Source organism: Corynebacterium sp., assembly GCF_030152825.1.
Taxonomy (GTDB): domain Bacteria; phylum Actinomycetota; class Actinomycetes; order Mycobacteriales; family Mycobacteriaceae; genus Corynebacterium.
On record NZ_JASLIP010000006.1, the window covers coordinates 70,999 to 94,514 of the forward strand.

A 23,516-nucleotide genomic window follows, 5' to 3' on the forward strand; every position below is an offset into this window, starting at 1 on the left:
ACTGGGGCATGGGTGACCCCCAGCGTGGATCAGATCTACCAATCCATTCTAAACAGACCCCGGTGCCGGTGGGTAGACAACCCTCGATCTAGCTCCCTGCGGCGCCTGGCGATACTCTGCCGAAGGAGCCGGGAACGGCAGCGCCGAAGAAGGCCGGGAACGGCAGTGCAGAAGCGGGAGCGGGGTAGAAGGGGCGCTAGTCGTCGAGAATCTCGAAGAGCGCCTGGTTCTTCGTCACGCTATCGCCCGGGGCGATAGCGAGTCCGGTGACCACGCCCGACTTGTGCGCCTGCAGGGCGTTTTCCATCTTCATGGCCTCCAGCACCAGCAGGGTATCGCCCTCGGCGACGCGCTGGCCCTCCGAGACCTCGATCTTCACGATCGTGCCCTGCATCGGGGCGGCCACGGTATCGCCGGTGATGGCGGCCTCGCCCGCGGCGGCGCGGCGGCGAGGGGCCCGCTTCGTGCGACCGCCGGCGGCCATCAGCTCGCCCGGGACGGTGATCTCCACGCGGCGGCCCGCAACCTCGATGGTGACGCGCTGGCGAGGCAGCTTCTCCTCGCCGCCCGCCGCTGCAGTCCCATCCTCGGCGGCCTCGGGCAGGGAGCCATCCCACTCCTCTTCGATCCAGCGGGTGTAGACCTTGAAGCCATCCTCCGCGGTGAAGTCCGGGTTGTTCAGCATCTGCTGGAAGAAGGGGATGACCGTCGGCAGGCCAGCAACCTGGAACTCCCGCAGTGCACGCTTCGAGCGCGCAATGGCCTGCTCGCGGTCCTCGCCCCACACGATGAGCTTGGCCAGCATGGAGTCGAACTGGCCACCGATGACGGCGCCCTCCTCGATGCCGGAGTCCATGCGCACACCAGGGCCCGAGGGCTCACGGTAGCCGGTGACCATGCCCGGGTTCGGCATGAAGTTATTGGCCGCGTCCTCGCCGTTGATGCGGAACTCGATGGCGTGGCCACGCAGCGTCGGGCGGCTCGTTCGGGAGAGCGGGCGACCTTCTGCGATGCGGAACTGCTCGCGCACCAGATCCCAGCCGGTGATCTCCTCGGTGACGGGGTGCTCGACCTGCAGGCGGGTGTTGACCTCTAGGAAGCTGACCAGGCCGTCGGAACCAACCAGGTACTCCACGGTGCCCGCGCCCTGGTAGCCCGCGGCGCGGCAGATCTCCTCGGCGGACTCGTAGATCCGGCGATTCTGCTCGGCGGTCAGGAACGGGGCCGGTGCTTCCTCGATGAGCTTCTGGAAGCGACGTTGCGTGGAGCAGTCGCGGGTGGAGGCGACCAGGACGTTGCCGTGCTTATCGGCCATGACCTGCGCCTCCACGTGGCGGGCGCGGTCGAGGTAGCGCTCGACGAAGCACTCGCCGCGGCCGAAGGCTGCGATGGCCTCGCGGGTGGCGGAGTCGAAGAGATCCGGGATCTCCTCCATCGTGTAGGCGACCTTCATGCCGCGGCCACCGCCGCCGAAGGAGGCCTTCACCGCGACCGGGAGGCCGTGTTGCTTGGCGAACTCCTCGACCTCGGCGGCGCTGGAAACGGGGTGCTTCGTTCCCGGTGTCATGGGAGCATCGACCATCGCGGCGATCTGGCGTGCGGTGACCTTGTCGCCGAGGCGGTCGATGGCCTCCGGTGGCGGACCGATCCAGTTCAGGCTAGCGTCGATGACGGCGCGGGCGAAGTCCGCATTCTCTGCGAGGAAGCCGTAGCCGGGGTGGACGGCATCGGCGCCGGACTCCTTGGCCACGGCGATCAGCTTGTCGATGTTCAGGTAGCTCTCGGCGGAGGTCTGCCCACCCAGCGCGAAGGCCTCGTCGGCCATACGGACGTACGGGGCATCGGCATCCGGCTCGGCGTAGACCGCGACGGAGGCGATGCCCTCGTCCTGTGCGGCGCGGATGATGCGGATTGCGATTTCGCCGCGGTTGGCGATCATCACCTTCTTGATGGGGGTGATGCCCTCGGAGCTCGCCGTCGCAGCAGCACCTTGAGCTGGCGCGCTCGACACCTGATCCGTCTTGGCCGTCACGACGTTAACTCCTCCAATGTGGGTACTCTTTGAACTCATCACCCTACCGCTATTTGTTGCTGAATTGTTACCTGGCGCGCGGTGTTTCGCTCAAGCTCTTCTGAACTGGGGTGGGGCTGACGTGCTCTCACAAGCCAACTATGAATTCTCCCACTCACTGGCTTTGGGAAAGCGCTTCGCGTGTCCGCTATGCGGTCTATTATTTTCGCCAAGCTAAGGAGTTGTGAGGAGGCTCATGGTGAAAAACCACGTTGTCCGTACCCGAAAGTCTGCCGAAGAGTTCCCCAGGGAGGAACATCTGGCCTGGAAGATCGCGATGATGGCCGCCGACCCCGTCGCCGTCGACGAGGACGTCGAGGAGATGGTCGTCAACCGCGTCATCGATAACGCTGCCGTCGCGGTGGCCTCGGTGCTGCGCCGCCCGGTGTCTTCTGCCCGCGCCCAGGCCCTCTCGGTCGGCCGTCCGCTGCAGGGGGAGGGCGCGACCGTCTTCGGGGTCGAAGAAAGGGTCTCCCCGGAATGGGCGGCCTGGGCCAACGGGGTGGCGGTGCGAGAGCTGGACTTCCACGACACCTTCCTGGCCGCGGACTACTCCCACCCGGGGGATAACATCCCCGCCGTGCTCGCGGTCGCCCAGCACCGCGGCGCGGACCTGGGGCTGAGCGGCAAGGATGTGGTCCGGGGGATCACCACCGCCTACGAGGCCCAGGTCAACCTCGTGAAGGGGATCTGCCTGCATAAACACAAGATCGACCACGTGGCCCACCTGGGCCCCGGCGTGGCTGCGGGCCTGGGTACCCTGCTGTCGCTGGAGCCGGAGCAGACCTACCAGGCCATCGGTCAGGCACTGCACACCACGACCGCGACCCGCCAGTCCCGCAAGGGTGAGATCTCCAGCTGGAAGGCACACGCCCCAGCCTTCGCCGGGAAGATGGGCATCGAGGCCGTAGACCGTGCATTGCGCGGAGAGGGCGCGCCCGCCCCGATCTGGGAGGGTGAGGACGGCGTGATCGCCTGGCTCCTGGACGGGCCGGGGGGCGAGTACACGGTTCCGCTGCCGGAGCCGGGGGAGCCCAAGCGCGGGATCATGGACACCTATACCAAGGAGCACTCCGCCGAATACCAGTCCCAGGCGCCCATCGACCTGGCCCGGCGCATGCGCGATCAGGTCGGTGACCTGAGCCAGATCGAATCCATCGTGCTGCACACCAGCCACCACACGCACTACGTCATCGGCACTGGCTCCGGAGACCCGCAGAAGTTCGACCCGCACGCCTCGCGCGAGACCCTCGACCACTCGGTGATGTACATCTTCGCCGTGGCTCTCGAGGACGGCACGTGGCACCACGAGCACAGCTACGCCCCGGAGCGGGCGCAGCGGCCGGAGACCATCGAGCTGTGGCGGAAGATCTCCACGGTGGAGGACCCGGAGTGGACCCGCCGCTACCACTCCGAGGACCCCGCGGAGAAGGCTTTCGGGGCACGCGCGGTGATCACCCTGAAGGACGGCACCGTCATTGAGGACGAGCTTGCCGTCGCCGACGCGCACCCGTTGGGCGAGCGGCCCTTCGAGCGCGCCAACTACGTCGAAAAGTTCCGGACCCTGGCGGAGGGCGCCATCGACGAGGCGGAACAGAACCGCTTCCTGGATGCAGCCGAAAACCTGCCGTCGATGAGTGCTGCGGACTTCGGGGAGCTCAACATCCGATTCTCGGCGGACACCCTGTCCCGCTCGCCACAGATCCCGCGGGGCATCTTCTAAGCCACAGCGGAACCCCGAAGGGGACGACGAGCAACAGCAACCGATGCCACGCAGCACCCGAGTCACAGCAACACCAAAGACCAACAGCACCACCTGAGCCACAGCAACGAGGAGCAAAGGAGCTTCCACCATGAGCACGAACACTCAGAACGCCAACGCCCAGAACGCCGCAGCCGAGCAGCCGGAGGTCCGCAAGGGGCTCTACGGTGTGGTCGCCGACTACACCAGCGTCTCGAAGGTCATGCCGGAGACGAACTCGCTGACCTACCGCGGCTACGCCGTCCAGGACCTCGTCGAAAACTGCAGCTTCGAGGAGGTGTTTTATCTCCTGTGGAACGGCGAATTGCCCACCGAAGCCCAGCTCACCGAGTTCAATAAAGCAGGCCGCTCCTACCGCAAGCTCGATCCCGGGCTGATCTCGCTGATCCACTCCCTGCCCACCGACTGCCACCCCATGGATGTCATGCGCACCGCGGTGAGCTACATGGGAACCAAGGACCCGGAGCACTTCACCCCAAACCGGGAGCACATCACGCACGTCGGCCACAACCTGCTGGCCCAGCTGCCGATGGCCATGGCGATGGACATCCGCCGCCGAAGGGGCGAGGACATCGTCGCCCCGGACCCGGAGAAGGGGGTGGCGGAAAACCTGCTAGCCATGGTCTTCGGTAACGGGCCTGATTCGCCGGCGAGCAACCCCGAGGACGTGCGGGACTTCGAGAAATCCCTCATCCTCTACGCCGAGCACTCCTTCAACGCCTCCACCTTCACCAGCCGCGTGATCACCTCGACCCGCTCCGACGTGTATTCCGCGATCACCGGCGCGATCGGCGCGCTGAAGGGGCCGCTGCATGGTGGTGCCAACGAGTTCGTCATGCACACCATGCTGGAGGTCGACGACCCGGCGAAGGCGGAGGAGTGGGTCAACACAACCCTCGATAACAAGGAGCTCATCATGGGCTTCGGCCACCGCGTCTACAAGAACGGGGATAGCCGCGTGCCGAGCATGGAGCAGTCGTTCCGCGCGCTGGCCGAGCGCCACGACGGGGCCAAGTGGGTGGCGATGTACGAGAACCTCGCCGCGGCGATGGACAAGCGCACCGGGATCAAGCCGAACCTCGACTTCCCGGCCGGGCCCGCCTATTACCTGCTGGGCTTCCCGGTGGACTTCTTCACGCCACTATTCGTTATCGCCCGCGTGGCGGGGTGGACGGCGCACATCGTGGAACAGTTCGAGAACAACTCGCTGATCCGCCCGCTGTCGGCCTACAACGGGCCCGAGCAGCGGAAGGTCGTGCCAATCGCCCAGCGAAGCTGATAACCAGAGAACACAGCGAGGCTGATAGCCCGACTAGTCAGCGAAGCCGGCACCGGCGGCGCGCCGGGGAGGTGACCGTATCGGCCACCCTGGCCGCCGCTAGCGGTTCCAGAAGTCCGAGACGCTGAGGCCGAAGTGCTCCAGCGCCCGGCGCACCAGCGGTAGGGAGAGCCCAATGACGCTGGAAGGATCTCCCTCGATGCGGTCGATAAACCAGCCGCCGAGGGCCTCCAGCGTGAAGGCACCCGCGCAGCCCCAGGGCTCGCCGGAGGCAGCGTAGGCCTCGATATCCTTATCGCTGGCATCCGCGAAGAACACACTGGTGGCCGAGGAGTCCTCGAACCATTGCCCGCCGTGGTAGATCGCGTGCCCGGTGATCAGCTCCGCCCGCTTGCCCCGTTGCTGCTGCCAGCGGCGCACGGTTTCCTCCGCGGTGTGCGGCTTTCCCTGCAGCTCCCCGTCCAGCAGCAGCATGCTGTCCCCACCAATCAGCACGTCGCCCTCGCCCAGCCGGAGCCCGTCCTCCAGGACCGCGGTCGCCTTCGCCTTGGCTAGATGGCAGACCTTCTCGGCGGGGGTGGGGGTGCGCCCCTGGCTCGCGGCCTCGTCGATCAAACGCTGCATCGCGGCGTCCTCGTCCACGCCGGAGACCTGGACGACCGGCTCCACCCCGGCGCTGCGCAGGATGGAGAGCCGGGAGGGGGAGGAGGACGCCAGCACGATGCGTGGGGTGGCCTGGGAGTCAGGCATGTCTCGCTCCTTGAAAGGGACGGGAGGAAATATCAGTGTGCCGCCGCGCGGTGCGGCAGCTAGGCCTGTGGCAAATTCGGGTTACGGAAGCCCGCCGGGTTCGGCTCCGGGGCGCCTGCAAAGGGCTCGTCGGTGGTGCCGTACCAGCCCCGGGTGTTCGGCTTGGCGCGGCGGCGCTCCTCAGCCTGCTCGGTGAGCTCACCCACCAGCTGTTCCAGAGCCTGGCGCTGGACGGGCGTGGGATTGCCCTTCACCACCTCGACGGCGGCCTGTTGCTCCGCCTGGGGTGCTTCCTGCTCGGCAAACGTCGCGCCAGGGCGGTGCGTCAACCGTGCGCTGGTCAGCTCTGTTGGCTGTGTACTGCGGCGGGCGCGGGAAAACTTTCTGCTCATGGGTGCTCCAAACGGGGGCTCGGCGGGGCTGGGGCGCAGCGGGGCGCTAGAACGTGACGATGCTGTGCTTGCGCGGGTAGCCGTCCTCAACCTTGCGCTCCAGCAGACCGAGGCCTTCCACCAGCTTCTGGCGGGTCTGGCTCGGCGGCAGCACCGCATCCACCAGCCCGCTCGCGGCGGCCTCGTAGGGATCCTGGGGGGTCGCCTCGTCCGCGCCGATCTCGGCGGCGAAGGTATCCGCGTCCGCCACCGCGACCTCCGCGGTCGGCCACGCGAAGACCAGGTCCGTGCCCATCCGCTTCGCAGCCAGGGCCAGGTAGGCAGAGCCGGTGGCCTTGCGGGTAATCACCGTGATCTTGCCGACCGACGCTGCAGCCGTGCTGTGGTAGAGCTTCGCGGTGCGGCGGATGACTGGCGCGTCCGGCTCCTCCGGCAGGAAGCCCGGGGCGTCGACGAAGGAGACCAGCGGCACGTTGAAGGCGTCGCAGAGCTGGATGAAGTAGCTGACCTTCTCCGCGGAGTCGATGTCGATGCCGCCGGCCTTCACGGTCGGCTGGTTGGCGATCACGCCGACTGCGCGACCTTCAAGGCGGGCGAAGCCGGTGATGATGTTCGGCGCGAAGCCCAGGCCCAGCTCCAGCAGGCTGTCCTCGTCCAGCACTGCGGCCAGCACATCGCGCACGTCGTAGGTTTCGGACGCGGAGTCCGGGATCAGGTGGTCGATCTCGCTGCTCAGCGCGGCGTCATCGGCGCCTTCCTCGGCGCGACGATTCGCCAGCTCGGTATTCACTGGCTCCGTGGCCGGGGCGATCGCCCGGTTATTGGAGGGCAGGTAGCTCAGCACGTCGGCCACCGTGTCCTGAGCGGCGGACTCGTCGGGGACCACGATGTGGGCGGTGCCGGTCTCCTGGGCCTCGACCACCCCGCCGGGGTTGGCGTCCATAGACAGGGAACCCTGCCCGTCGACGGAGATGACGACGTCGGACATCGCGATCCCGTGCACCTGAATGCCACGGCACTCGCCGGCGACGACCGCGATCTGCGGGATCACGCCGGAGGCCTGGGTCTGCAGGCGCAGGATGCGGGAGTACATGTCCAGGGCGATGATGCCCTCCTTGAGGCGGGCGCCGGCGCCGTCGTAGAAACCGATCACCGGGGTGCCGGACTTCAGAGCCAGCTCCAGCACCTTGATGATCTTCGCGCCGGTGGTTTCACCGATCTTGCCCTCGAACAGGGTCGCGTCCTGCGAGAAGACGCAGACCGGGCGGCCGTCGATGGTGCCGTGGCCGGTGACCACGCCATCGGTCAGCGGGCGCTCCTTCTCCAGGTCGAAGGCCTTGGAGCGGTGGCGCGCCAGGGCGTCGATCTCCACGAAGCTGCCATCATCCAGCAGCGCTTCCACCCGCTCGCGGGCGGTGAGGCGACCAGCGTTGTGCACTGCCCGCACCGCGTCCTCCCCGGCGGGTTGGCGGGATTTCGCCAGGCGGTCCTGGAGGTCCGCGATCTTTCCGGCCGTGGTGGACGTGTCATTCTGAGGATTCATGGCACACAGTCTAGATCATGTGGCGGGGCAGTCCCTACGCCACACGGGCTGGGCAGCTGCGGGCGGCGGGGTGTGTCCGCGCCGTGTTCTAACATCAAGGGCATGCAAACTTCCCGTGTTCTTCTCGACGCCGCCACCTTGCACGAGGTACTGCCCGCCCTCGGATGTGGGTCCGTGGAGGTGCTCGATCAGACCACGAGCACCAATAGCGTGCTCGCTGAGCAGATTCGTGCGGCGCTGGCGGCAGGCGAGGAGGTGCCGGAGTTCTCCGTGCTCTTTGCCGAGGAACAGACGCAGGGCCGGGGGAGGCTGGATCGGGCGTGGGGTGCGCCGCGCAGCAGCCAGCTGATTGTTTCTGTGGCCGTTCGGCTGCCCGGGGTGGACATGGCGACCCGGCTGGGCTTGCTGCCACTGCTGACCGGTGTCGCTGCGGTGGACGCGGTGCGCGCGGTGAGCCGGGCGGCCGGTGCGGAGGTCCCGGCGGAGCTGAAGTGGCCCAATGACGTGATGGTGGACGGCCGGAAGCTCGCTGGGATCCTCGTGGAAGCCGTGCAGCTTGAACCCGAACCGATTGTGGTGATCGGATTGGGGTTGAACGTGGACTTGGACCGCTCGGAGCTGCCGGTGCCACACGCGACCTCCTTGGTTCTGGAGGGCATTCCGAGCGACCAGGAGTCGACCGAAGACGGCCCCGGCGTGCGCACCCGCCTGGCCATCGCGCTGATCGACGAGCTGGTGGGCGGACTGCGCCGCTTTATCCAGCTGGGAGGGGCGCCGCAGAGCGTGCTGCCGCGCTACCGGCAGGTCGTCGACACCCTCGGCACGAAGGTCGTGGTCCATCTTCCGGACGGCACGACCACCCACGGCGTTGCCCGCGACGTGGCGGGCACCGGTGCGCTGGTCGTTGACGTCGACGGCGGCGGTGCGCTGGTCGTCGCCGCCGGGGACGTCACCCACCTGCGCCCCGCGGAAGGGGAATACTGATGGCCTTCGGGAAAATCACCTTCGAGCCAGGTGAGAGGATCCTCGCGGAGCTGTGCCCCAACCGCCGCTCCCTGCTCTTCCCCGTGTTGGAGCTGCTGCTGATCACCGGGGTGACCTGGGCGCTGATCGGGCTGATCGACCACTTCCTCGACGCGGAGGCCCTCCGCCTGCTCGGCTATAGCTTGCCGGTGCCCAGCCAGCTGGCGCTGCACGTCAACGATCCGCTGTACCTCACCGCCCAGTGGGGCCGGCGCGCGCTGGTGGTGCTGTGGATCTTCCTGGCCTGGCGGCGCTGCGGGCGGCAGATGATCTTCCGCGCCCGCAGCCGAATGATGCTCACTAACGAGCGCCTCATCACCGCCACCGGGCACTGGCGTAGCCAGACCGCACAGGTGCCGCTGGAGTACATCGTGGATGCCCGCGCGAAGGGCTCCACCGTCTCCGTGTTCGTGATGGGAACCCGCAATCCGATCGTGCTGCGGGACGTGCCCTATGCCAAACGCTTCGTCCGCCTGATCCGCAGTTACACGCGGGCACTATGATTGGCCGTGTGAAAGATTCAGCTCATTCTTCTGCACCATCCGGTTCCGACTCCACCGCTGATTCCGGCATGACGCGCGCCGCCGACTGCTCCATCGCCCGGGCGGCTGCCCACGCGCCGGGCGCCCCGTTGGTCACCATCATCGGTGATGGCCAGCTGGCCCGCATGATGCAGCAGGAGGCCGTGGAATTGGGCCTGTCTGCCCGCGTGCTCGCCGGCTCCGCCGATGCCTCCGCCGCGCAGGTCACTGCAGACGTCGTGCTGGGGGACTACACCAATAAGGCGCACGTCGCGGAGGTCTCCAAGGACGCCGACGCCGTGACCTTCGACCACGAGCACGTGCCGAACGAGTTCCTCGACGATCTCATCGCCGCGGGCATCAACGTCCAGCCGCAGCCGAAGGCCCTGATCAATGCGCAGGACAAGCTGGTCCAGCGCCGGCGCCTCTCCGAGTTGGGCGCCCCGGTCCCGGCCTTCACGGCCATCGAGAACACCGAGGACGCCGCCGCCTTCTGGGCTACCACCGGCGGCAAGGTCTGCCTCAAGGCCCGCCGCGGCGGTTACGACGGCAAGGGCGTGTGGTTCCCGGGCTCCGAGGCCGAGCTCAAGAAGCTGGTCGCCGAGCTGTTGGACAAGGGCGTGTCGTTGATGGCCGAGAAGAAGGTTGAGCTTGTCCGCGAGCTCTCCGCCCTGGTCGCCCGCACCCCGTCGGGGGAGGCGAAGGCCTGGCCGATCACCGAGTCCGTGCAGGAGCGCGGCATCTGCGTGGAGGCCGTCGCCCCCGCACCGGGTCACGACGGCGAGGTTCTCAATCAGGCTCGCGAACTGTCCCGCACCATCGCCACCGAGCTGGACGTCACCGGCGTGCTCGCCGTTGAGCTCTTCGAGTTCCGCGACGCCGACGGTGAGCTGGCGATCAGCGTCAACGAGCTGGCCATGCGCCCGCACAACACCGGCCACTGGACCCAGAACGGTTCCGTGACCAGCCAGTTCGAGCAGCACCTGCGCGCGGTGTTGGACCGCCCGCTGGGCAGCACGGATCTCACCGCGCCCGCCACTGTCATGGCCAATGTGCTGGGGCACGACGACGCCGACCCAGCCATGCCAATGCACGAGCGAATGGACCAGGTGTGGCGCCGCTTTCCGGCGGCGAAGATCCACATGTACGGCAAGGATTGGCGCCCGCGCCGCAAGATCGGGCACGTGAACCTCTCCCTGCCCGCCGACCAGCCCGCGACCGACGAAGCGGTGGCACAGCTGCGCCGCGACGCCCGCCTGGCTGCGGACTTCCTCGTCGCTGCCGAGTGGTCCGACGGCTGGACCGAGGCCTAGAAAACGATCAGCCCCAGGAGGCACACAACATGACTGATAACAAGAACTCTGCCCCCACCGGCCCACAGGTCGGCCTGATCATGGGCTCCGATTCCGACTGGCCGACCGTCGAGCCCGCCGCCGAGGTGCTGGCGGAGTTCGGCATCCCGATGGAAATTGGCGTGGTCTCCGCGCACCGCACCCCGGAGCGCATGCTTGACTACGCCCGCGAGGCGCACAAGAACGGCGTGAAGGTCATCATCGCCTGCGCTGGTGGTGCCGCGCACCTGCCGGGCATGGTCTCCGCAGCCACGCCGCTGCCGGTCATCGGCATCCCACGTGCCCTGAAGAACCTCGACGGCCTGGACTCCCTGCTCTCCATCGTGCAGATGCCGGCGGGCGTTCCGACCGCCACCGTCTCCATCGATGGTGCGAAGAACGCCGGCCTGCTGGCCGTCCGCATGCTCGCGGTGGCTGACCCGGAGCTCATGGCGCGCATGGTGAAGTACCAGGAGGATATGCGCGATAGCGTCATGGAGAAGGACGCCGCCCTCAAGCGCAAGCTCCTCGGCGAGTAGTTACCAACCGCCGCAGCTACCGGGCAATGCGGCTGCCGGGCCGCGCCGCCCGGCAAAGCCAAAGAAAAAGCGCCCCTCGGGGCGCTTTTATGTTTTCCATCACCGCCAGGGGCGATCGTTGTCCTGCGTGAGCTCGGCTCTAGTACTCCCGGTAGCGGCGGTAGCCACGCCACACGAGCCAGCTCAGCAGCAGCAGGACCGCGAAGAACACTCCGGGCCAGGGGGAGGGCTCGGGCTGGAATACATTCCACACTGCCTGCACCCCGGCCAGCAGGGTGAAGAAGCCCACGAAGCCCAGGGCGGACTCCCAGACCAGCTTCTTGCGCTGGCCTTCCGGGTCCACATCGCCGGTTGGTGCGCCACTCCGGGCAGCTCCAGCGGCGCGCTCGTCCGATCCACCGGTGCGCTCGTCCAGCCCGCTGGCAGCCCCGCCGACTGGCCGATCCTTGCGCGCGTCCCGCGCCGCATCCTCAGGCTTCGACACGATCAACCACCCCTACTTCACGCCACCGGCGGTGAGCCCGGAGACGATGCGGCGCTGGAAGACCAGCACCATCACGACCAGCGGCACCGTCACCAGCGCACCAGCAGCCATCGTCGCCGCGTACGGGAACTCGTAGGCCGAGGCCCCGGAGAAGCGGGCGATCGCCACCGTTACCGGCTCCACCGCAGGGGTGGACAGCTGCTTGGCGAGCATGAACTCGTTCCAGGTCGCGATGAACGCCAGGATGGCCGTCGTAAACAGAGCGGGCGTGGCCAGCGGAAGAATGACCTTGCGGAAAGCCAGGCCACGGGAGGCGCCGTCCACGCGGGCGGCCTCCTCCAGCTTCCAGGGCAGCTCGCGGAAGAAGCTGGTCAGCGTGTACACCGTCAGTGGCAGCACGAAGGAGATATTCGGGATGATCATCGCCTGGTAGGTGCCGATCCACTCGATCTTCGAGAAGAGCTGGAACAGCGGGGTGACCAGCGCGATACCCGGGAACATCGAGGCCGCCAGGATAATGCCCGTGACCAGCCCCTTGCCGCGGAAGTCCACGCGGGCCAGCGCGTAGGCGGTGAACACGCCCACCGTGAGCGCAATCGCGGTGGTCGCGGCACCGATGAGTAGCGAGTTGCCGATCGCCCGGAGGAAGTTATTGCCCGCGTCAGTGGCCAGCGCGTCGCGGAAGTTCTCCAGCGTGAGGTGGCTGGGCAGCGGGTTGGTGGAGAAGGTGTAGCGCTTGTCGCGCAGCGCGGTGACCACCATCCAGTAGAACGGCGCGAGCCCCCACGCCAGGATCACGATGACGGCGAGGTAGTTACGCAGAGTCTGGGTTGCCTTCTTCATCGCTGTCCTCCCGTCGCTGCGGTATCCACGGTGTTCGCGCTCTTGGCGCTCGTTGCGTTGCCCTTGTCGGGGACGTCGCCGCGGTCGGCCTCAGCCTTACCGTCCTTCTTCTTCGTGGCGACGCTCCCGCCGCGCAGCCTGCTCAGCAGAGACTTCTTTGGCTTGCTACCCGTCTCCTGGGTCCCCCCGATATCGGCGCCCAGGAACCTCACCATCACGTAGGCCACCCCGAAGATCAGCAGGAAGATGAGGGTGGACAGGGCGGAGGCGGAGTTGTAGTTGCCCTGCTTGGTATCCGTAATCACCAGCTGGCTGATCACGGCGGTGGGGGAGTTGGAGGACTCGGAGATCATGATGACCGGCAGGTCGTACATGCGCAGCGCGTCCAGGGTGCGGAAGAGCACCGCGACCATCAGCGCCGGGCGGACCAACGGCAGGGTGATCTGGGTGAACTGCTGCCACTTGGAGGCGCCGTCCACGCGCGCGGCCTCGTAGACACCCTGCGGGATCATCTGCAGGCCGGCGAGGATCAGCAGCGCCATGAAGGGTGCGGTCTTCCACACGTCCGCGATGATCACCGCGAAGCGGGCGGCCCAAGGGTCGGTGGTCCAGTGGATCTGGGTGCCGAGCAGGGAGTTGATGATGCCCTGGTCGGCGAAGATGAACTGCCAGAGCTTCGCCGTCACGGCGGTGGGGATCGCCCAGGGCACGAGCACGGCGGCGCGCAGCAGGCCGCGGCCGAGGAAGCTGCGGTTCATCACCAGTGCCATCCATAGGCCCAGCAGGGTCTCCAGGCTGACGGTGACCACCACGAAGAACAGGGTGATGCCGAGCGCGGGGTAGAAGTCCGTCGGCAGCATGCCGGAGGTGCACTCCACCACGGTGCCGTTCGGGCTCATGCAGCGCTGGGCAATCCATGTGAGGTAGTGGTCGAAGCCCGCGAAGCCACCCTCCACGAACATGCCCGTGTCTGGGTCGAGGTGCCGGTTGGCCTGGAAGGAAAGATAGATAGCCCGCAGGATCGGGTAGCCGATGACCAGGGCCAGCAGCAGCATGGCCGGGCCGACGAGCCAGACTGCGCGCAGGTCGCGGCGGGGCTTGCTGGGGCGTGCCGCCTTCGCCTTCCTGCCGTGCGGCGCGGCACCCGGTGCAGGCGCCTGGTCGGCCGGTGCCGCCGATGTCGGCGAGGTGCTCACAGGCTTTCTCCTTTTGCCGTTGACGGGCCCGCCGGGGAGACCAGCGGGCGGGTTGCACAAAAAGCATAGTCGCCACCCTCGACAGAAATGGCGAGGCGGCCACCACATCATGGTGATGCGGTGGCCGCCTGAGTATCGCGCATAGCGACGAGAGGGGAAGAGGCGCTTAGTCCTGCGCGGACTCGATGGCCTTCTTCATGTCCTCGGTAGCCTTGTCGACCTCGCGCTTCTGGGTCAGGGCTGCGTAGGAGTTATCCTGCACCGCCTTGGACAGAGCGTCGTAGGTCGGGGAGGCCGGGCGCGGCTTCGCGTTCTCCAGGGAGACCTTCAGGGCCTCCATGTACGGGAACTCCTTCTGGATGTCCTCCTCGTCGTAGATGCTTGCCAGCACCGGCGGGAAGGATGCCTTGGCGAAGGAACGCTGGTTCTCCTCGTTGATGATGAACTCGATGAACTCCTTGGCCGTGGCCTTGTGCTTGGAGTTGACGTTGATGCCGTTGTTGTAGCCACCCAGGGTGGACACGCCGACGCCGTCCTTACCGACCAGCGGGGAGACCTCGGTCTTGCCCTTCACCGCGGAGCCCTCCTCCTCGGCGTTGGTGTACATGTACGGCCAGTTGATGGCCATTGCGGTCTGGCCCTGCGTGAAGGCGAGGTTGACCTCTTCCTCGGTTGCGCCGGTGGAGGCGGAGGAGATGGTCTTGTCTTGGTAGGCGTCCACGAGAGCCTGCAGGCCCTCCTGGGACTTCTCATCGGTGACGGTGACGTTGCCGTCACCGTCCATGATGGCCCCGCCCCAGCCGCGCATGAAGCTGTCGGTCATGACGGTCAGGCCCTCGTACTGCTTCAGGGTCGCGGTCAGGCAGTCCTGGTCCTTGACCTCCTTGCACTTCTCGACGAGCGCGTCCCAGTTCTCCGGGGTCTCCTTGACGATGTCGGTGTTGCGGTACAGCAGCTGCGCGTTGGTGTTCTGCGGCAGCGCGTAGAGCTTGTCGTTGTAGGTTGCGGACTCCACGGTCGGCTGCAGCAGCTTGCTGGTGTCGACCTCGAGGTCGCCCTCCAGCGGTGCGAGCCAGCCGTTGGCTGCGAACTGCGCGGTCCAGACGACGTCCAGTGCCATGACGTCGATGTCATCCTGACCCGCCTGCAGGGACTGCACCAGGGTGTCGCGCTGGGCGTCGGCCTCACCGGCGAGCTCCTGGAGCTTCACCTGCTCGTCCGGGTGCTCCTCGTTCCACGCGTCGATGATCGGGCGGAGCTTGTCGGTGTCGTTCTTGCCCATCGCGAAGGTGATGGGGCCGCGGGCGTCGGCGCCCTCCTGGCCCTTGGCGGAGTCGTCGGAGCCGCCGTCGGAGCAGGCTGCCAGAGCCATGCCGGATGCCGCGAGGATGGCCAGCATCTTCTTGTACTGGTTTGCCATAGTGGAGCCTTTCTAGAAGGTATTCCCGGCTGACCGTTCCCGGCGAGAGATACAGGGAAGCGACCCACCAACGCGCCGTGGGGCACGCTGATGAGTGTCAGTCAGCGGGAAAGCTGAAAAGTCTGCACCCCAAGTTTAGGTAATCGGGGGGGTAGATCCCACGATGAATATCTTTCTAGTGGTGAATTCTAGCCCCGGCTGTTACCCCCGACCCGCTCCTGGGTCTGGGCGTCGAAGAAGTGGATCCGGGCGCCTGCCGCGGGGGAAATCACCACGGTCTCCCCGATGGCGGGCTGCGCGCCTGCCCCACCCCTGGCCACGAGGGTGCCGTAGTCCGTCTCTGCATAGATATAGGAGTCCGCGCCGAGCTCCTCGACGAGGCTGACCTCGCCGCGCACGCCGTTGGCCGAGCCCGCGGTGTCGAGGGTGAGGTGCTCCGGGCGCACGCCCACGATCAGCTCCTTAGCGCCACCATTGCCCGCGTAGCCGGCCGGCAGGGTCTCATCGAAACCCGGCAGCGGCTCGGTCGTGGTCAGCAGGTTCATCGCCGGCGAGCCGATGAAGCCGGCCACGAAGGCGTTATCCGGGTTCTCGTAGAGCTCCTTCGGGCTGGCCACCTGCTGCAGCACGCCGTCGTTGAGGACGGCCACGCGGTCGCCCATCGTCATCGCCTCCACCTGGTCGTGGGTGACGTAGACGGTGGTCACTCCCAGGTTCTTCTGCAGTTTCACGATCTGCGCGCGGGTCTGGACGCGCAGCTTGGCGTCCAGGTTGGACAGCGGCTCGTCCATGAGGAAGACCTGCGGCTCGCGGACGATCGCCCGGCCCATGGCCACGCGCTGGCGCTGGCCACCGGAAAGGTCCTTCGGCTTGCGGTCCAGGAACTCCTCCAGCCCCAGGATCTCCGCCGCGCGGTCCACCCGCTCGGCGATCTCGGACTTCGAGCGCTTGGCGACCTTCAGCGCAAAGCCCATGTTCTCTCGCACCGTCATGTGCGGGTAGAGGGCGTAGTCCTGGAAGACCATCGCGATGTCGCGAGCGGCCGGCTCAGTGCCGGTGACATCCTTGCCGCCGATGGCGATGTGCCCGCCGCTCGTCGCCTCCAGGCCGGCGAGCGCGCGCAGCGTAGTGGACTTTCCACAGCCGGACGGCCCCACGAGCACCAGGAACTCGCCGTCGGCGATGTGCAGGTCGAGGTCCCGCACGCTGGGTCGTTCCGCGCCGGGGTACTGGATCGTTACGTCATCGAATTTCACGTCGGCCATGGGGAAGATGATACTTCAGGACGACGAAGCCCCGCCCCAGCCGACCCTAGAATGTCGAACTATGCCCGAAAGCAAAGTTCCCGGCGCGCTCGCTCCCAGCACTATGGGGTCCAGCACCCTCGGCTCCACCGCGGCGTGGTGGCGGGATCCCGGCCGCCGCCTGCAGTTCCTCGTTATTTCGCTGCTTTTCCTGCTGCTCGCCCTCCCGGAGATTGGCGTCGCCTATGACCAGCTCGGAGGGTGGCAGGGGACGATGCTTTTCGCTGGTCTCGCCATCTCCTACACGGGCCTGCTCGCCCAGCAATGGCGCGTGGAGCTGGGGGTGGCGCTTATCGCGGTCGGCCTGGCCCTCTCCACGCTGTCCAATGGTTTTGTAGTGTTACTCGGGTATCCGCTGGTGTGCTGGCAGGTGTACGTGATCCGAGCTCATCTGCCGCGGCGCCGGAGGATGTGGCTGACGATCGCAGTGGTCGGAAGCCTCGCGGCGATCACCTTTCAGTTCATCGTAAACCGGCTAAATAACCCGATCTTTGAGGAAGAAAACAGCCTAGAGGCGGTGCTGGCCGAGCCAGAGGTATGGCTGACCATCGGCTTGGCGAGCCTGCTGGCCCTCGTGTCCATCGCACTGTGCTGGCAGTTCGGTAAGCAGGCCTATGCGCGCCAGGTGGAGGTCGCCAACCTCGCCGCCCGCGCGGAACTGGCTACGCTCTCCGAGCGAAACCGCATCGCCCGAGAGATGCACGATATTGTCGCGCATTCCCTGACCGTGGTGATCGCGCAGGCTGATGGCGGCCGTTACGCGGGGCGCAAGGATCCGGAGAAAGCCATCGAGGCGCTCGAAACGATCTCCACCCGCGGGCGTGAGGCGCTGACGCAGATGCGCAGCCTGCTCTCCGTCCTCCACACGGAGGATAACCGGGACGTCACCGCCACCCCGGGCATTTCCGGTATCCAGGACCTCATCAGCGACGCCAACCGCTCCGGCGCCCACGCCATCCTCGCAGTCGCGGGGGAGGAAGCTCCGCTCGACGAGGCGAAGGGGCTGACCGTCTACCGGGTGGTGCAGGAATCCCTCACCAACGTCATTAAGCACGCGGGCCCCGCCGAGGTGCGCGTCCGCTTGCTGTGGGAGGACGAGCGCCTGACCGTCATGGTGGATAACGCGCCGGGCGAGGAGCAGCTGACGGGCAGCGGCCGGGGACTGACCGGCATTAAAGAGCGCGTGCGGATCCACGGTGGGAAGGCCAGCTGGGGGTCGAGCGCGCTCTTCCCCGGCGGGTGGAATGTCACGGCCACCATCCCACTCGGTGCGTAGGGGGCTGCGTGTGTGACCACAGTGCTACCGTGACGGCAGCAGCTGCAGAAGGCAGCACTCATGAAGGAAGAATTTTTACGAGGCGAGGGGCGAAGAAGCATGATCACCGTGGGATTGGCTGATGACCAGCAGCTCGTGCGCGCCGGCTTCGCGATGGTGCTGGATAGCCAGGATGATATCTCCGTGGCCTGGGAGGCCGCCGACGGGGCCGAGGCCTGCGAACTGGCAGCGGCCCGGCCCGTGGACATGATCCTGATGGATGTGCAGATGCCCACCATGGACGGCATCTCGGCGACCCGCCGAATCCTCAACGAGCTCGCCCCCACGGGACCTGCCGGGGAACCGACCCGGGTGGTCGTTCTCACCACCTTCGATAGTGATAACTACGTCCTCGGCGCTGTCACCGCCGGGGCCAGCGGCTTCCTGCTCAAGGACGCCGACCCGGAGGAGCTCATCAACGCGGTTCGCACCGTCGGGGAATCAACGGCCGTGATCAGCCCGGCGGCGACGGCCAAGCTCATTCAGCGCCTGCGGGCGGACGGGGCGACTGCCCACCCGGCGGAGGCTCCACCGGGTGCACTCGCGCCGCGCGATGGCCCGAGAAACATCGCAGCCACGGAACCGGCGGCGACGCGGCAGGGCACGCCGGATGCCGAGGATGACCTCGGGCTGGTGGACCCGCTCACCCCGCGCGAACGGGAGATCCTCTGTCTCATCGCGATGGGGGAGAGCAACCAGGAGATCGCGGAGAAACTCTTCATCTCCCTGCCCACGGTGAAAACCCACGTTGGGCGGGTGTTGATGAAGACCGGCTCGCGGGACCGGGTGCACGCCGTGCTTTTCGCCCTCAAACACCGCCTCGTGGATCCGGAAGAGCTGCTGACCGCCGAAAACTAAGCGTCAACCGGGGCAGGCACGCCAGCCCGGTGGGGGAACACAGCGGAACCAAGGTGAGCCCTGGGGATGACCGGAAGGGCCGGACGTCATACCCCGGTATGAAAGAACAGAAACGGCGATAATCATCCGCCGGACCGATGTGCCGGGGTGGGGGCAGGAGCGAAACTGCGAAGCATGATCACAGTTGAACAGCTCAGCAAGAGTTACGGAAAGAACAACGTCCTGAAGGACATCAGCTTCCACGTTCCGGATGGAAAGGTCACCGGCTTCCTCGGGCCGAACGGCGCGGGCAAGTCCACCACGATGCGCTGCATGCTCGGCCTGGACCGGCCAACCGCCGGGCACGTCACCTTCAGCGGCAAGTATCGCGACGGGCAGTCCTACGACGGGGCCTTCGCGACGCTGAAGAACAAGACTCAGATCGCCGGCGCGGTGCTGGATGCGTCCTGGTTTACCCCGGCACGCACCGGCCGCAACCACCTGCGCGTGCTGGCACACGGCGCGGGTATCAGCGACAAGCGCGTGGACGAGTGCCTCGACATCGTGGGTCTGAGCAGCGCGGGCAAGAAGAAGGCCGGTGGTTACTCCCTGGGCATGAAGCAACGCCTCGGGCTGGCGGCGGCACTGCTCGGCGACCCGCAGCACCTCATCATGGACGAGCCGGTCAACGGCCTGGACCCCGAGGGTGTCACCTGGATGCGCAACACCATCCGCGCACTCGCGGCGGAGGGGCGCAGCGTGCTGGTCAGCTCCCACCTGCTCAGTGAGATGCAACTGACGGCAGACCGCCTCGTGGTGATCGGCAAGGGGCAGCTGATCGGGGAGTACTCATTGGATGAGTTCCTCGCCGGCGGCACCGTGGTCACCGCGGAGTGCCGGGAGGCTGTGCTGCTCGCCGAGAAGCTGCAGCACAAGGGCCTGAAGGTGGAGCTGCAGCGGCCCCGAAGCATGCGCATCGCCCTGCCGGAGGAGCGGAGCGAAGAGGAGCTGCGCGAGTTGGTGGCGCAGACCGCGATGGAGGAGAACTTCCTCATCACGAAGCTGGCCGCGGAGACGGCGAACCTGGAGCAGCGTTTCTTGGCGGCGACGTCCGAAGCTCAGGAATACCGGACGGGCGCGGTGGCTGGGGCTGGTGTGCACCGCTAGACGACCGCAACAGCTGAATTTCAAGAAGAAACCACAAGCGCAGAATAAAGAAAGAAGGCGCACCCCATGAGCAGCTTCCTCAACGCAGTGAAATCCGAAACAACTAAACTCCTCACCCTGCGCAGCACGTTGGTCTACTTCATCATGCTGGGCGGTTCCATCGGCGGCCCGGTGTTTTTGTACCTCCTTCTGTCAGATACACCCCTCAAGGTGAACTTCGCGGATGTCGGCATCGGCGGCATGATCGCCCTGATGATCTGCATCATCTTCGGCGCCTCGACCGCAGCCGGCGAAATCAGCACGAAGATGCACGCCCAAGCATTCCTCACGCAGCAGTCGCGCTGGAACTGGCTGGCCGCCCGCGGCGTGGTCGCCAGCCTCTTCGTGCTGTTCACCCTCGCGCTGGCGATGGCGCTGACCGTGTTGATGATCGTGATCTGGCCAGGCGCGACATTCGTGGACGAGCAGAACAACACCGTCTGGTCGCTGCTGATCGGCGGGGCAGCGTTTACCCTGCTGGCGCTCGGGACGGCCGCACTGCTGCGCTCCCGTGTCGCAGGCATCGGTGTGCCGCTGGTGTGGATGCTGGTCGTGGAGCCGCTGATTTCCCTCGGCGGCGGGCGTTTCTCGGTTCTGCAGAAGGTTTCCGACGTGATGCCGGCGGGCACGATCACTGAGATCCAGCGGTACTACACCTTCCAGGCCGACGGCGTTTTGATGGAGGGTGCGCACACCCCGGCGTTCTACCTGACTGTGCTGGCGGTGTGGGTCGTGGTCCTGCTGATCCTGGGCTTCTTCCGCAACTCCCGCACGGACGTGCGCTAGGCGATCGTCGCAGGGGGTTGGCAATACTGGCGCGTGGCTTCGGCCACGCGCTTTTCGCATTTCGGCGCTTGTCAGCGGGCTGGGTACCCGTCGTTATTAGTTAACGAGGCGGGCGTTTTCCGAGGCCGCGAGTTCCGCGAGCCGCTCCGGGGAGGCGTCCGTGCTCATGACGACGGCCCCGCCCGCCGCCCAGGGGTGCAGAGTCTCCGCCAGCTCAACTGCGTTGTCCCAGGGGCCGAAGACCAGACGCTCGCCGTCCGCGGCGCCGTCGTCGTCCCTAGCGGTGGCCAGCCACTGACCCTCGGTGAGTTGCCCGCCGCCGCTGGCTGCCAGCACCCGGCCCGCATCGGCCGGGGCGGCCGTGCCCAGGAATGCATCGGGCTGAACCCGCAACTCGGGGGAGAAGTCGTTCAGGCCGAAGGGCAGCTCGCCGCCCGATTCCGTCACGCCACGGCCGAAGGGGTCGGTGGAGAGGACGAAGACCTCCTCGATTGGCTCGCCCAGTTCACCGAACCCATCCACCACATCCAGCCCGGCCAACCCCTCGTCGGCCAGCTGCTCGGCCAGCTCGACAGAGTCCGTGAACGCGGCGACAGGCGGGCCGGCGGCGGCGGAAAGGGAGTCGGGGAGGGGGCCGCGGGCGTCCACGACGGTCGCGCCGATCAGCCACGCGCCCACCGCGATCGTCACCGGCTGCCAGCCAGCCTCGGCGTCGCAGACGATCAGCGTGCCCGGACCCGCACCTAGGCCGAGCAGGAGGTTAGCCACCTTGGACTGCCAGTTCTGCAGCGTTTGGCCGGATAGCTCCATGCGGCCGGCCTCGGTGTAGGTGGTCAGCCGCGGGGCGGCGGGATCGGTCAGAAGGGCAGAGAGAGCATCCATGCGCCCCATCCTAGAGACCCGCACGCGCGGGGTGCCGTGAGGCTGCGCGGGATGTGGTGGGGTTATGCGTGGCACGGTAGGGCCCACAACGCGGTGTGGCGGTCCCACAACACGGGGGACCTGGCCCCACACGCAATAAGAGCCCGGCCCAATGGGCGAGGCTCGTCATGCTGTGAGTGGGCGTGTCAGCCGCGCGGGTGCGCTTAGTTCACGCACATGGGGCCGTCGCTGCCCGCGTCGATCTCCTTGACCGGAGGCTTGGCCTTCGGGTCCTCGGTGTTCTCCACCGGGTTGCCGTCGCCACCGATGCTGCCCGTCTGTCCGACGGTGTTGCCCTCCTCGCCGGATTCGGTGCCCTCGTCCGGGATTCCGTCGCCGTCCAGGTCGCGCATGCCCTCGGTCAGGGTGCCCGCATTCGGGTCATTCGGCTCGACCAGTGGTGCCGTGCCAGGGACGGAGCCCGGGCCGGTGTAGGTGCCCGCCAGGGTGACGGAGAGTTCCTTGTCATCCAGGGAAGGATCCTCGACAATCTCCAGGCCGCCGAGCTGCTTGGCCAGCCCACGGGCAGCCGGGTCGTTCTTATCCTTCGCGTTGACCTGGGACTCCGAGACGCCGGTCTCCTCGGAGTTTCCGACCTCTCCCTCCTTGTATCCGTAGTTTCGGGTCAGCTCGGAGACGTTCGCGGCCGCCCCCGGGATGTTGGAAGCGTTGAAGACATTCACGCGGTAGTCCTCCGCGTCGTAGTCCTCGATCGGACCGTCCTTGTCCTTATCCTTGGTGGCCTTCTCGCCGCCGTCCTCCGGGGCATCATCGCCGAGCAGTTCGTTGAAGAACTCGTGGACCTGGTCGACGTCGACGGTGACGATGGATTCGCCCATGTCGCCGACCCCGTCGATGGAGGTCACGGGGATGGTCTGGAACTTGACGTTGCCGCCAGCCAGGTCCTGCATCTGGGTTGCCAGGGACATGACGTCCCAGCCCTGGTCCAGGACGACGGAGCGCTCCACGGCGTCGTTGATGCGGTTCAGCGCGGAGGGGTCGGTCAGGGTCTTGGAGGAGAGCACCTTGTTGACCAGGGAGGCCATGTAGGCCTGCTGGCGGGTGATGCGGTCCAGGTCGCCGCGGGGCAGGCCATGGCGCTGGCGGACGAAGCTCAGTGCCTGGGAGCCCTTCAGCGTGGAGCGGCCCTTCGGGAAGTTTGCCCCGGAGAGCGGCTCCTTGACCTTCTCCTTCAGGCAGACGTCCACGCCGCCGACCGCGTCGGTGAGCAGGACGAAGCCGAGCAAGCCGATCTCGGCGTAGTGGTCCACGGTGATGCCCGTCAGGTCGGCGACGGAGTGGATCAGTGCCTGGCGGCCGGCCTGCTTGGAGGCCTCCTCGTCGCTCTTTTCCTGCTCGGCGTCCACCGGCTCGGTGCGGCGCTCGGCGATTTTCTGCTCTTCCTCGAACTTCGCGGTGCCGTAGACGCCGTTGAGCTTCATGTTGCCGTTCGGGGTGGCGACGTACGTGTCGCGCGGCAGGGAGACGGCGGTTGCCCCGGAACCGTCGTTGGGCACGCGGATGAGGATGATCGTGTCCGTGTTGGTGGCTTCCTCCTCACCCGCGTTGAGCATGTCGATCTCCTTCTGGCTCAGCGGGTTGCCCTGAGCGTCCGTGCGGGAGTCGATGCCGACCAGGAGGATGTCGGTCGCGCCGTCCTGGTTATCGCCGAGGGAGAGCTCGCCGGTTTGGGCGAGTCGTCCGTCGAGCTGGCCGATCGCCTTGTACCCCACGGCACCGATCAGCAGCACCAACGCGGACACAGCTGCGAGCACCATGCGCACTGGCCTCGAGCCGATCTGGCGGGTGGCGGTATCCCCGGGGGCGGGCATGATCTGGCGGGAGGAGCGCCGCGGTGTTGCAGGCTCCGAATCCACCCTGCCTGCGCGATCTGCCCGCGAGCGGTAGCCGCGGGGCTGCTGGTCGCCAGCATTGGGGGGCATAGTCATAGGGTTTTCTTCTCATTCCCGGTTGGCAGATCCGCTGGGTTGCG

21 protein-coding genes are annotated in these 23,516 nt (G+C 66.8%); 10 read left to right on the plus strand and 11 right to left on the minus strand.

Going from position 1 to position 23,516, the window contains the following annotated elements:
* Nucleotides 1-196: 196 nt before the first annotated feature.
* Nucleotides 197-1,939, minus strand: a complete 1,743-nt coding sequence (locus Q1V78_RS00770) for a biotin carboxylase N-terminal domain-containing protein (protein ID WP_300610693.1) — start codon at nucleotides 1,937-1,939, stop codon at nucleotides 197-199.
* A gap of 331 nt (nucleotides 1,940-2,270) precedes the next feature.
* Here Q1V78_RS00770 and prpD point away from each other — a divergent pair, with 331 nt between their 5' ends.
* The gene (prpD, locus tag Q1V78_RS00775; protein ID WP_300610695.1) at nucleotides 2,271-3,794 is read left to right on the plus strand and encodes a 2-methylcitrate dehydratase PrpD; all 1,524 of its coding nucleotides are present in this window, start codon (nucleotides 2,271-2,273) and stop codon (nucleotides 3,792-3,794) included.
* Nucleotides 3,795-3,924: 130 nt separating this feature from the next.
* Nucleotides 3,925-5,112 (plus strand): bifunctional 2-methylcitrate synthase/citrate synthase, encoded by a 1,188-nt coding sequence (locus Q1V78_RS00780; RefSeq protein WP_300610555.1) that lies wholly within the window; start codon nucleotides 3,925-3,927, stop codon nucleotides 5,110-5,112.
* A 99-nt stretch (nucleotides 5,113-5,211) separates the two neighbouring features.
* Here Q1V78_RS00780 and Q1V78_RS00785 read toward each other — a convergent pair whose 3' ends face one another.
* Genes Q1V78_RS00785 through Q1V78_RS00795 form a run of 3 tightly spaced genes read right to left on the minus strand, consistent with a single transcriptional unit; the run spans nucleotide 5,212 to nucleotide 7,797 of the window.
* Nucleotides 5,212-5,862: a nucleoside triphosphate pyrophosphatase gene (locus Q1V78_RS00785; protein WP_300610558.1), complete on the minus strand. Its 651-nt coding sequence runs from the start codon at nucleotides 5,860-5,862 to the stop codon at nucleotides 5,212-5,214.
* A gap of 59 nt (nucleotides 5,863-5,921) precedes the next feature.
* A complete protein-coding gene (locus tag Q1V78_RS00790; protein ID WP_300610560.1) occupies nucleotides 5,922-6,254 on the minus strand; it encodes a hypothetical protein in 333 nt (110 codons plus the stop codon).
* Nucleotides 6,255-6,300: 46 nt separating this feature from the next.
* Nucleotides 6,301-7,797: an acyl-CoA carboxylase subunit beta gene (locus Q1V78_RS00795; protein WP_300610562.1), complete on the minus strand. Its 1,497-nt coding sequence runs from the start codon at nucleotides 7,795-7,797 to the stop codon at nucleotides 6,301-6,303.
* Nucleotides 7,798-7,899: 102 nt separating this feature from the next.
* On the opposite strand from Q1V78_RS00795, the gene Q1V78_RS00800 reads away from it, so the two are divergent.
* The 4 genes from Q1V78_RS00800 to purE are packed head-to-tail and all read left to right on the plus strand — an operon-like array spanning nucleotide 7,900 to nucleotide 11,211.
* Complete coding sequence (locus tag Q1V78_RS00800; protein WP_300610564.1) at nucleotides 7,900-8,781, plus strand: biotin--[acetyl-CoA-carboxylase] ligase; 882 nt, start codon at nucleotides 7,900-7,902, stop codon at nucleotides 8,779-8,781.
* Complete coding sequence (locus tag Q1V78_RS00805) at nucleotides 8,781-9,323, plus strand: hypothetical protein (protein WP_300610567.1); 543 nt, start codon at nucleotides 8,781-8,783, stop codon at nucleotides 9,321-9,323. Before Q1V78_RS00800 ends, Q1V78_RS00805 begins: the two co-directional genes overlap by 1 nt.
* Nucleotides 9,320-10,654 (plus strand): 5-(carboxyamino)imidazole ribonucleotide synthase, encoded by a 1,335-nt coding sequence (locus Q1V78_RS00810; protein ID WP_300610569.1) that lies wholly within the window; start codon nucleotides 9,320-9,322, stop codon nucleotides 10,652-10,654. Before Q1V78_RS00805 ends, Q1V78_RS00810 begins: the two co-directional genes overlap by 4 nt.
* 29 nt (nucleotides 10,655-10,683) lie before the next feature.
* Nucleotides 10,684-11,211, plus strand: a complete 528-nt coding sequence (gene purE, locus Q1V78_RS00815) for a 5-(carboxyamino)imidazole ribonucleotide mutase (RefSeq protein ID WP_148791974.1) — start codon at nucleotides 10,684-10,686, stop codon at nucleotides 11,209-11,211.
* Nucleotides 11,212-11,350: 139 nt separating this feature from the next.
* On the opposite strand, the gene Q1V78_RS09375 is transcribed toward purE, so the two are convergent.
* The 5 genes from Q1V78_RS09375 to Q1V78_RS00840 all read right to left on the minus strand — a co-directional run bounded on the left by Q1V78_RS09375 (nucleotide 11,351) and on the right by Q1V78_RS00840 (nucleotide 16,419).
* Nucleotides 11,351-11,695, minus strand: a complete 345-nt coding sequence (locus tag Q1V78_RS09375) for a hypothetical protein (RefSeq protein WP_331550926.1) — start codon at nucleotides 11,693-11,695, stop codon at nucleotides 11,351-11,353.
* A 12-nt stretch (nucleotides 11,696-11,707) separates the two neighbouring features.
* Nucleotides 11,708-12,538 carry a carbohydrate ABC transporter permease gene (locus Q1V78_RS00825; RefSeq protein ID WP_012359712.1) on the minus strand — a complete coding sequence of 277 codons (831 nt, stop codon included), beginning with the start codon at nucleotides 12,536-12,538 and terminating at the stop codon, nucleotides 11,708-11,710.
* Nucleotides 12,535-13,593: a carbohydrate ABC transporter permease gene (locus Q1V78_RS00830; protein ID WP_300610699.1), complete on the minus strand. Its 1,059-nt coding sequence runs from the start codon at nucleotides 13,591-13,593 to the stop codon at nucleotides 12,535-12,537. Before Q1V78_RS00830 ends, Q1V78_RS00825 begins: the two co-directional genes overlap by 4 nt.
* A gap of 307 nt (nucleotides 13,594-13,900) precedes the next feature.
* On the minus strand, nucleotides 13,901-15,154 hold the full coding sequence (locus Q1V78_RS00835) for an ABC transporter substrate-binding protein (protein WP_300610575.1): 1,254 nt from the start codon (nucleotides 15,152-15,154) through the stop codon (nucleotides 13,901-13,903).
* 188 nt (nucleotides 15,155-15,342) lie between these two features.
* Complete coding sequence (locus Q1V78_RS00840) at nucleotides 15,343-16,419, minus strand: ABC transporter ATP-binding protein (RefSeq protein ID WP_300610577.1); 1,077 nt, start codon at nucleotides 16,417-16,419, stop codon at nucleotides 15,343-15,345.
* 61 nt (nucleotides 16,420-16,480) lie between these two features.
* Here Q1V78_RS00840 and Q1V78_RS00845 point away from each other — a divergent pair, with 61 nt between their 5' ends.
* The 4 genes from Q1V78_RS00845 (at nucleotide 16,481) to Q1V78_RS00860 (ending at nucleotide 20,602) form a co-directional block, all read left to right on the plus strand.
* Entirely contained in the window at nucleotides 16,481-17,734 is a 1,254-nt protein-coding gene (locus Q1V78_RS00845; RefSeq protein ID WP_300610579.1) for a sensor histidine kinase, read from the plus strand.
* Nucleotides 17,735-17,833: 99 nt separating this feature from the next.
* Complete coding sequence (locus Q1V78_RS00850; RefSeq protein WP_300610701.1) at nucleotides 17,834-18,631, plus strand: response regulator transcription factor; 798 nt, start codon at nucleotides 17,834-17,836, stop codon at nucleotides 18,629-18,631.
* 174 nt (nucleotides 18,632-18,805) lie between these two features.
* Nucleotides 18,806-19,777 carry an ABC transporter ATP-binding protein gene (locus tag Q1V78_RS00855; RefSeq protein ID WP_300610581.1) on the plus strand — a complete coding sequence of 324 codons (972 nt, stop codon included), beginning with the start codon at nucleotides 18,806-18,808 and terminating at the stop codon, nucleotides 19,775-19,777.
* A gap of 66 nt (nucleotides 19,778-19,843) precedes the next feature.
* Nucleotides 19,844-20,602 (plus strand): ABC transporter permease, encoded by a 759-nt coding sequence (locus Q1V78_RS00860; RefSeq protein ID WP_300610583.1) that lies wholly within the window; start codon nucleotides 19,844-19,846, stop codon nucleotides 20,600-20,602.
* Nucleotides 20,603-20,698: 96 nt separating this feature from the next.
* Here the strand turns inward: Q1V78_RS00860 and Q1V78_RS00865 are convergent, their stop codons facing one another.
* Together Q1V78_RS00865 and Q1V78_RS00870 are read right to left on the minus strand one after the other, a co-directional pair.
* Nucleotides 20,699-21,484 carry a TIGR03089 family protein gene (locus Q1V78_RS00865; protein WP_300610585.1) on the minus strand — a complete coding sequence of 262 codons (786 nt, stop codon included), beginning with the start codon at nucleotides 21,482-21,484 and terminating at the stop codon, nucleotides 20,699-20,701.
* Nucleotides 21,485-21,687: 203 nt separating this feature from the next.
* Nucleotides 21,688-23,472 carry an LCP family protein gene (locus Q1V78_RS00870; protein WP_300610586.1) on the minus strand — a complete coding sequence of 595 codons (1,785 nt, stop codon included), beginning with the start codon at nucleotides 23,470-23,472 and terminating at the stop codon, nucleotides 21,688-21,690.
* Between the last annotated feature and the right edge of the window lie 44 nt (nucleotides 23,473-23,516).

What these genes read in the sequence shown, in the direction of transcription:
- Q1V78_RS00800 (WP_300610564.1), top strand. Translation starts at nt 7,900, where the DNA reads ATGCAAACTTCCCGTGTTCTTCTCGACGCCGCCACCTTGCACGAGGTA.
- Q1V78_RS00785 (WP_300610558.1), bottom strand. Translation starts at nt 5,862, where the DNA reads ATGCCTGACTCCCAGGCCACCCCACGCATCGTGCTGGCGTCCTCCTCC.
- Q1V78_RS00860 (WP_300610583.1), top strand. Translation starts at nt 19,844, where the DNA reads ATGAGCAGCTTCCTCAACGCAGTGAAATCCGAAACAACTAAACTCCTC.
- Q1V78_RS00825 (WP_012359712.1), bottom strand. Translation starts at nt 12,538, where the DNA reads ATGAAGAAGGCAACCCAGACTCTGCGTAACTACCTCGCCGTCATCGTG.
- Q1V78_RS00850 (WP_300610701.1), top strand. Translation starts at nt 17,834, where the DNA reads ATGATCACCGTGGGATTGGCTGATGACCAGCAGCTCGTGCGCGCCGGC.
- Q1V78_RS00770 (WP_300610693.1), bottom strand. Translation starts at nt 1,939, where the DNA reads ATGATCGCCAACCGCGGCGAAATCGCAATCCGCATCATCCGCGCCGCA.
- Q1V78_RS00835 (WP_300610575.1), bottom strand. Translation starts at nt 15,154, where the DNA reads ATGGCAAACCAGTACAAGAAGATGCTGGCCATCCTCGCGGCATCCGGC.
- Q1V78_RS00845 (WP_300610579.1), top strand. Translation starts at nt 16,481, where the DNA reads ATGCCCGAAAGCAAAGTTCCCGGCGCGCTCGCTCCCAGCACTATGGGG.
- purE (WP_148791974.1), top strand. Translation starts at nt 10,684, where the DNA reads ATGACTGATAACAAGAACTCTGCCCCCACCGGCCCACAGGTCGGCCTG.
- Q1V78_RS00840 (WP_300610577.1), bottom strand. Translation starts at nt 16,419, where the DNA reads ATGGCCGACGTGAAATTCGATGACGTAACGATCCAGTACCCCGGCGCG.
- Q1V78_RS00865 (WP_300610585.1), bottom strand. Translation starts at nt 21,484, where the DNA reads ATGGATGCTCTCTCTGCCCTTCTGACCGATCCCGCCGCCCCGCGGCTG.
- Q1V78_RS00830 (WP_300610699.1), bottom strand. Translation starts at nt 13,593, where the DNA reads ATGCTGCTGCTGGCCCTGGTCATCGGCTACCCGATCCTGCGGGCTATC.
- Q1V78_RS00795 (WP_300610562.1), bottom strand. Translation starts at nt 7,797, where the DNA reads ATGAATCCTCAGAATGACACGTCCACCACGGCCGGAAAGATCGCGGAC.
- Q1V78_RS00810 (WP_300610569.1), top strand. Translation starts at nt 9,320, where the DNA reads ATGATTGGCCGTGTGAAAGATTCAGCTCATTCTTCTGCACCATCCGGT.
- Q1V78_RS00790 (WP_300610560.1), bottom strand. Translation starts at nt 6,254, where the DNA reads ATGAGCAGAAAGTTTTCCCGCGCCCGCCGCAGTACACAGCCAACAGAG.
- Q1V78_RS00855 (WP_300610581.1), top strand. Translation starts at nt 18,806, where the DNA reads ATGATCACAGTTGAACAGCTCAGCAAGAGTTACGGAAAGAACAACGTC.
- Q1V78_RS00780 (WP_300610555.1), top strand. Translation starts at nt 3,925, where the DNA reads ATGAGCACGAACACTCAGAACGCCAACGCCCAGAACGCCGCAGCCGAG.
- Q1V78_RS00805 (WP_300610567.1), top strand. Translation starts at nt 8,781, where the DNA reads ATGGCCTTCGGGAAAATCACCTTCGAGCCAGGTGAGAGGATCCTCGCG.
- Q1V78_RS00870 (WP_300610586.1), bottom strand. Translation starts at nt 23,472, where the DNA reads ATGACTATGCCCCCCAATGCTGGCGACCAGCAGCCCCGCGGCTACCGC.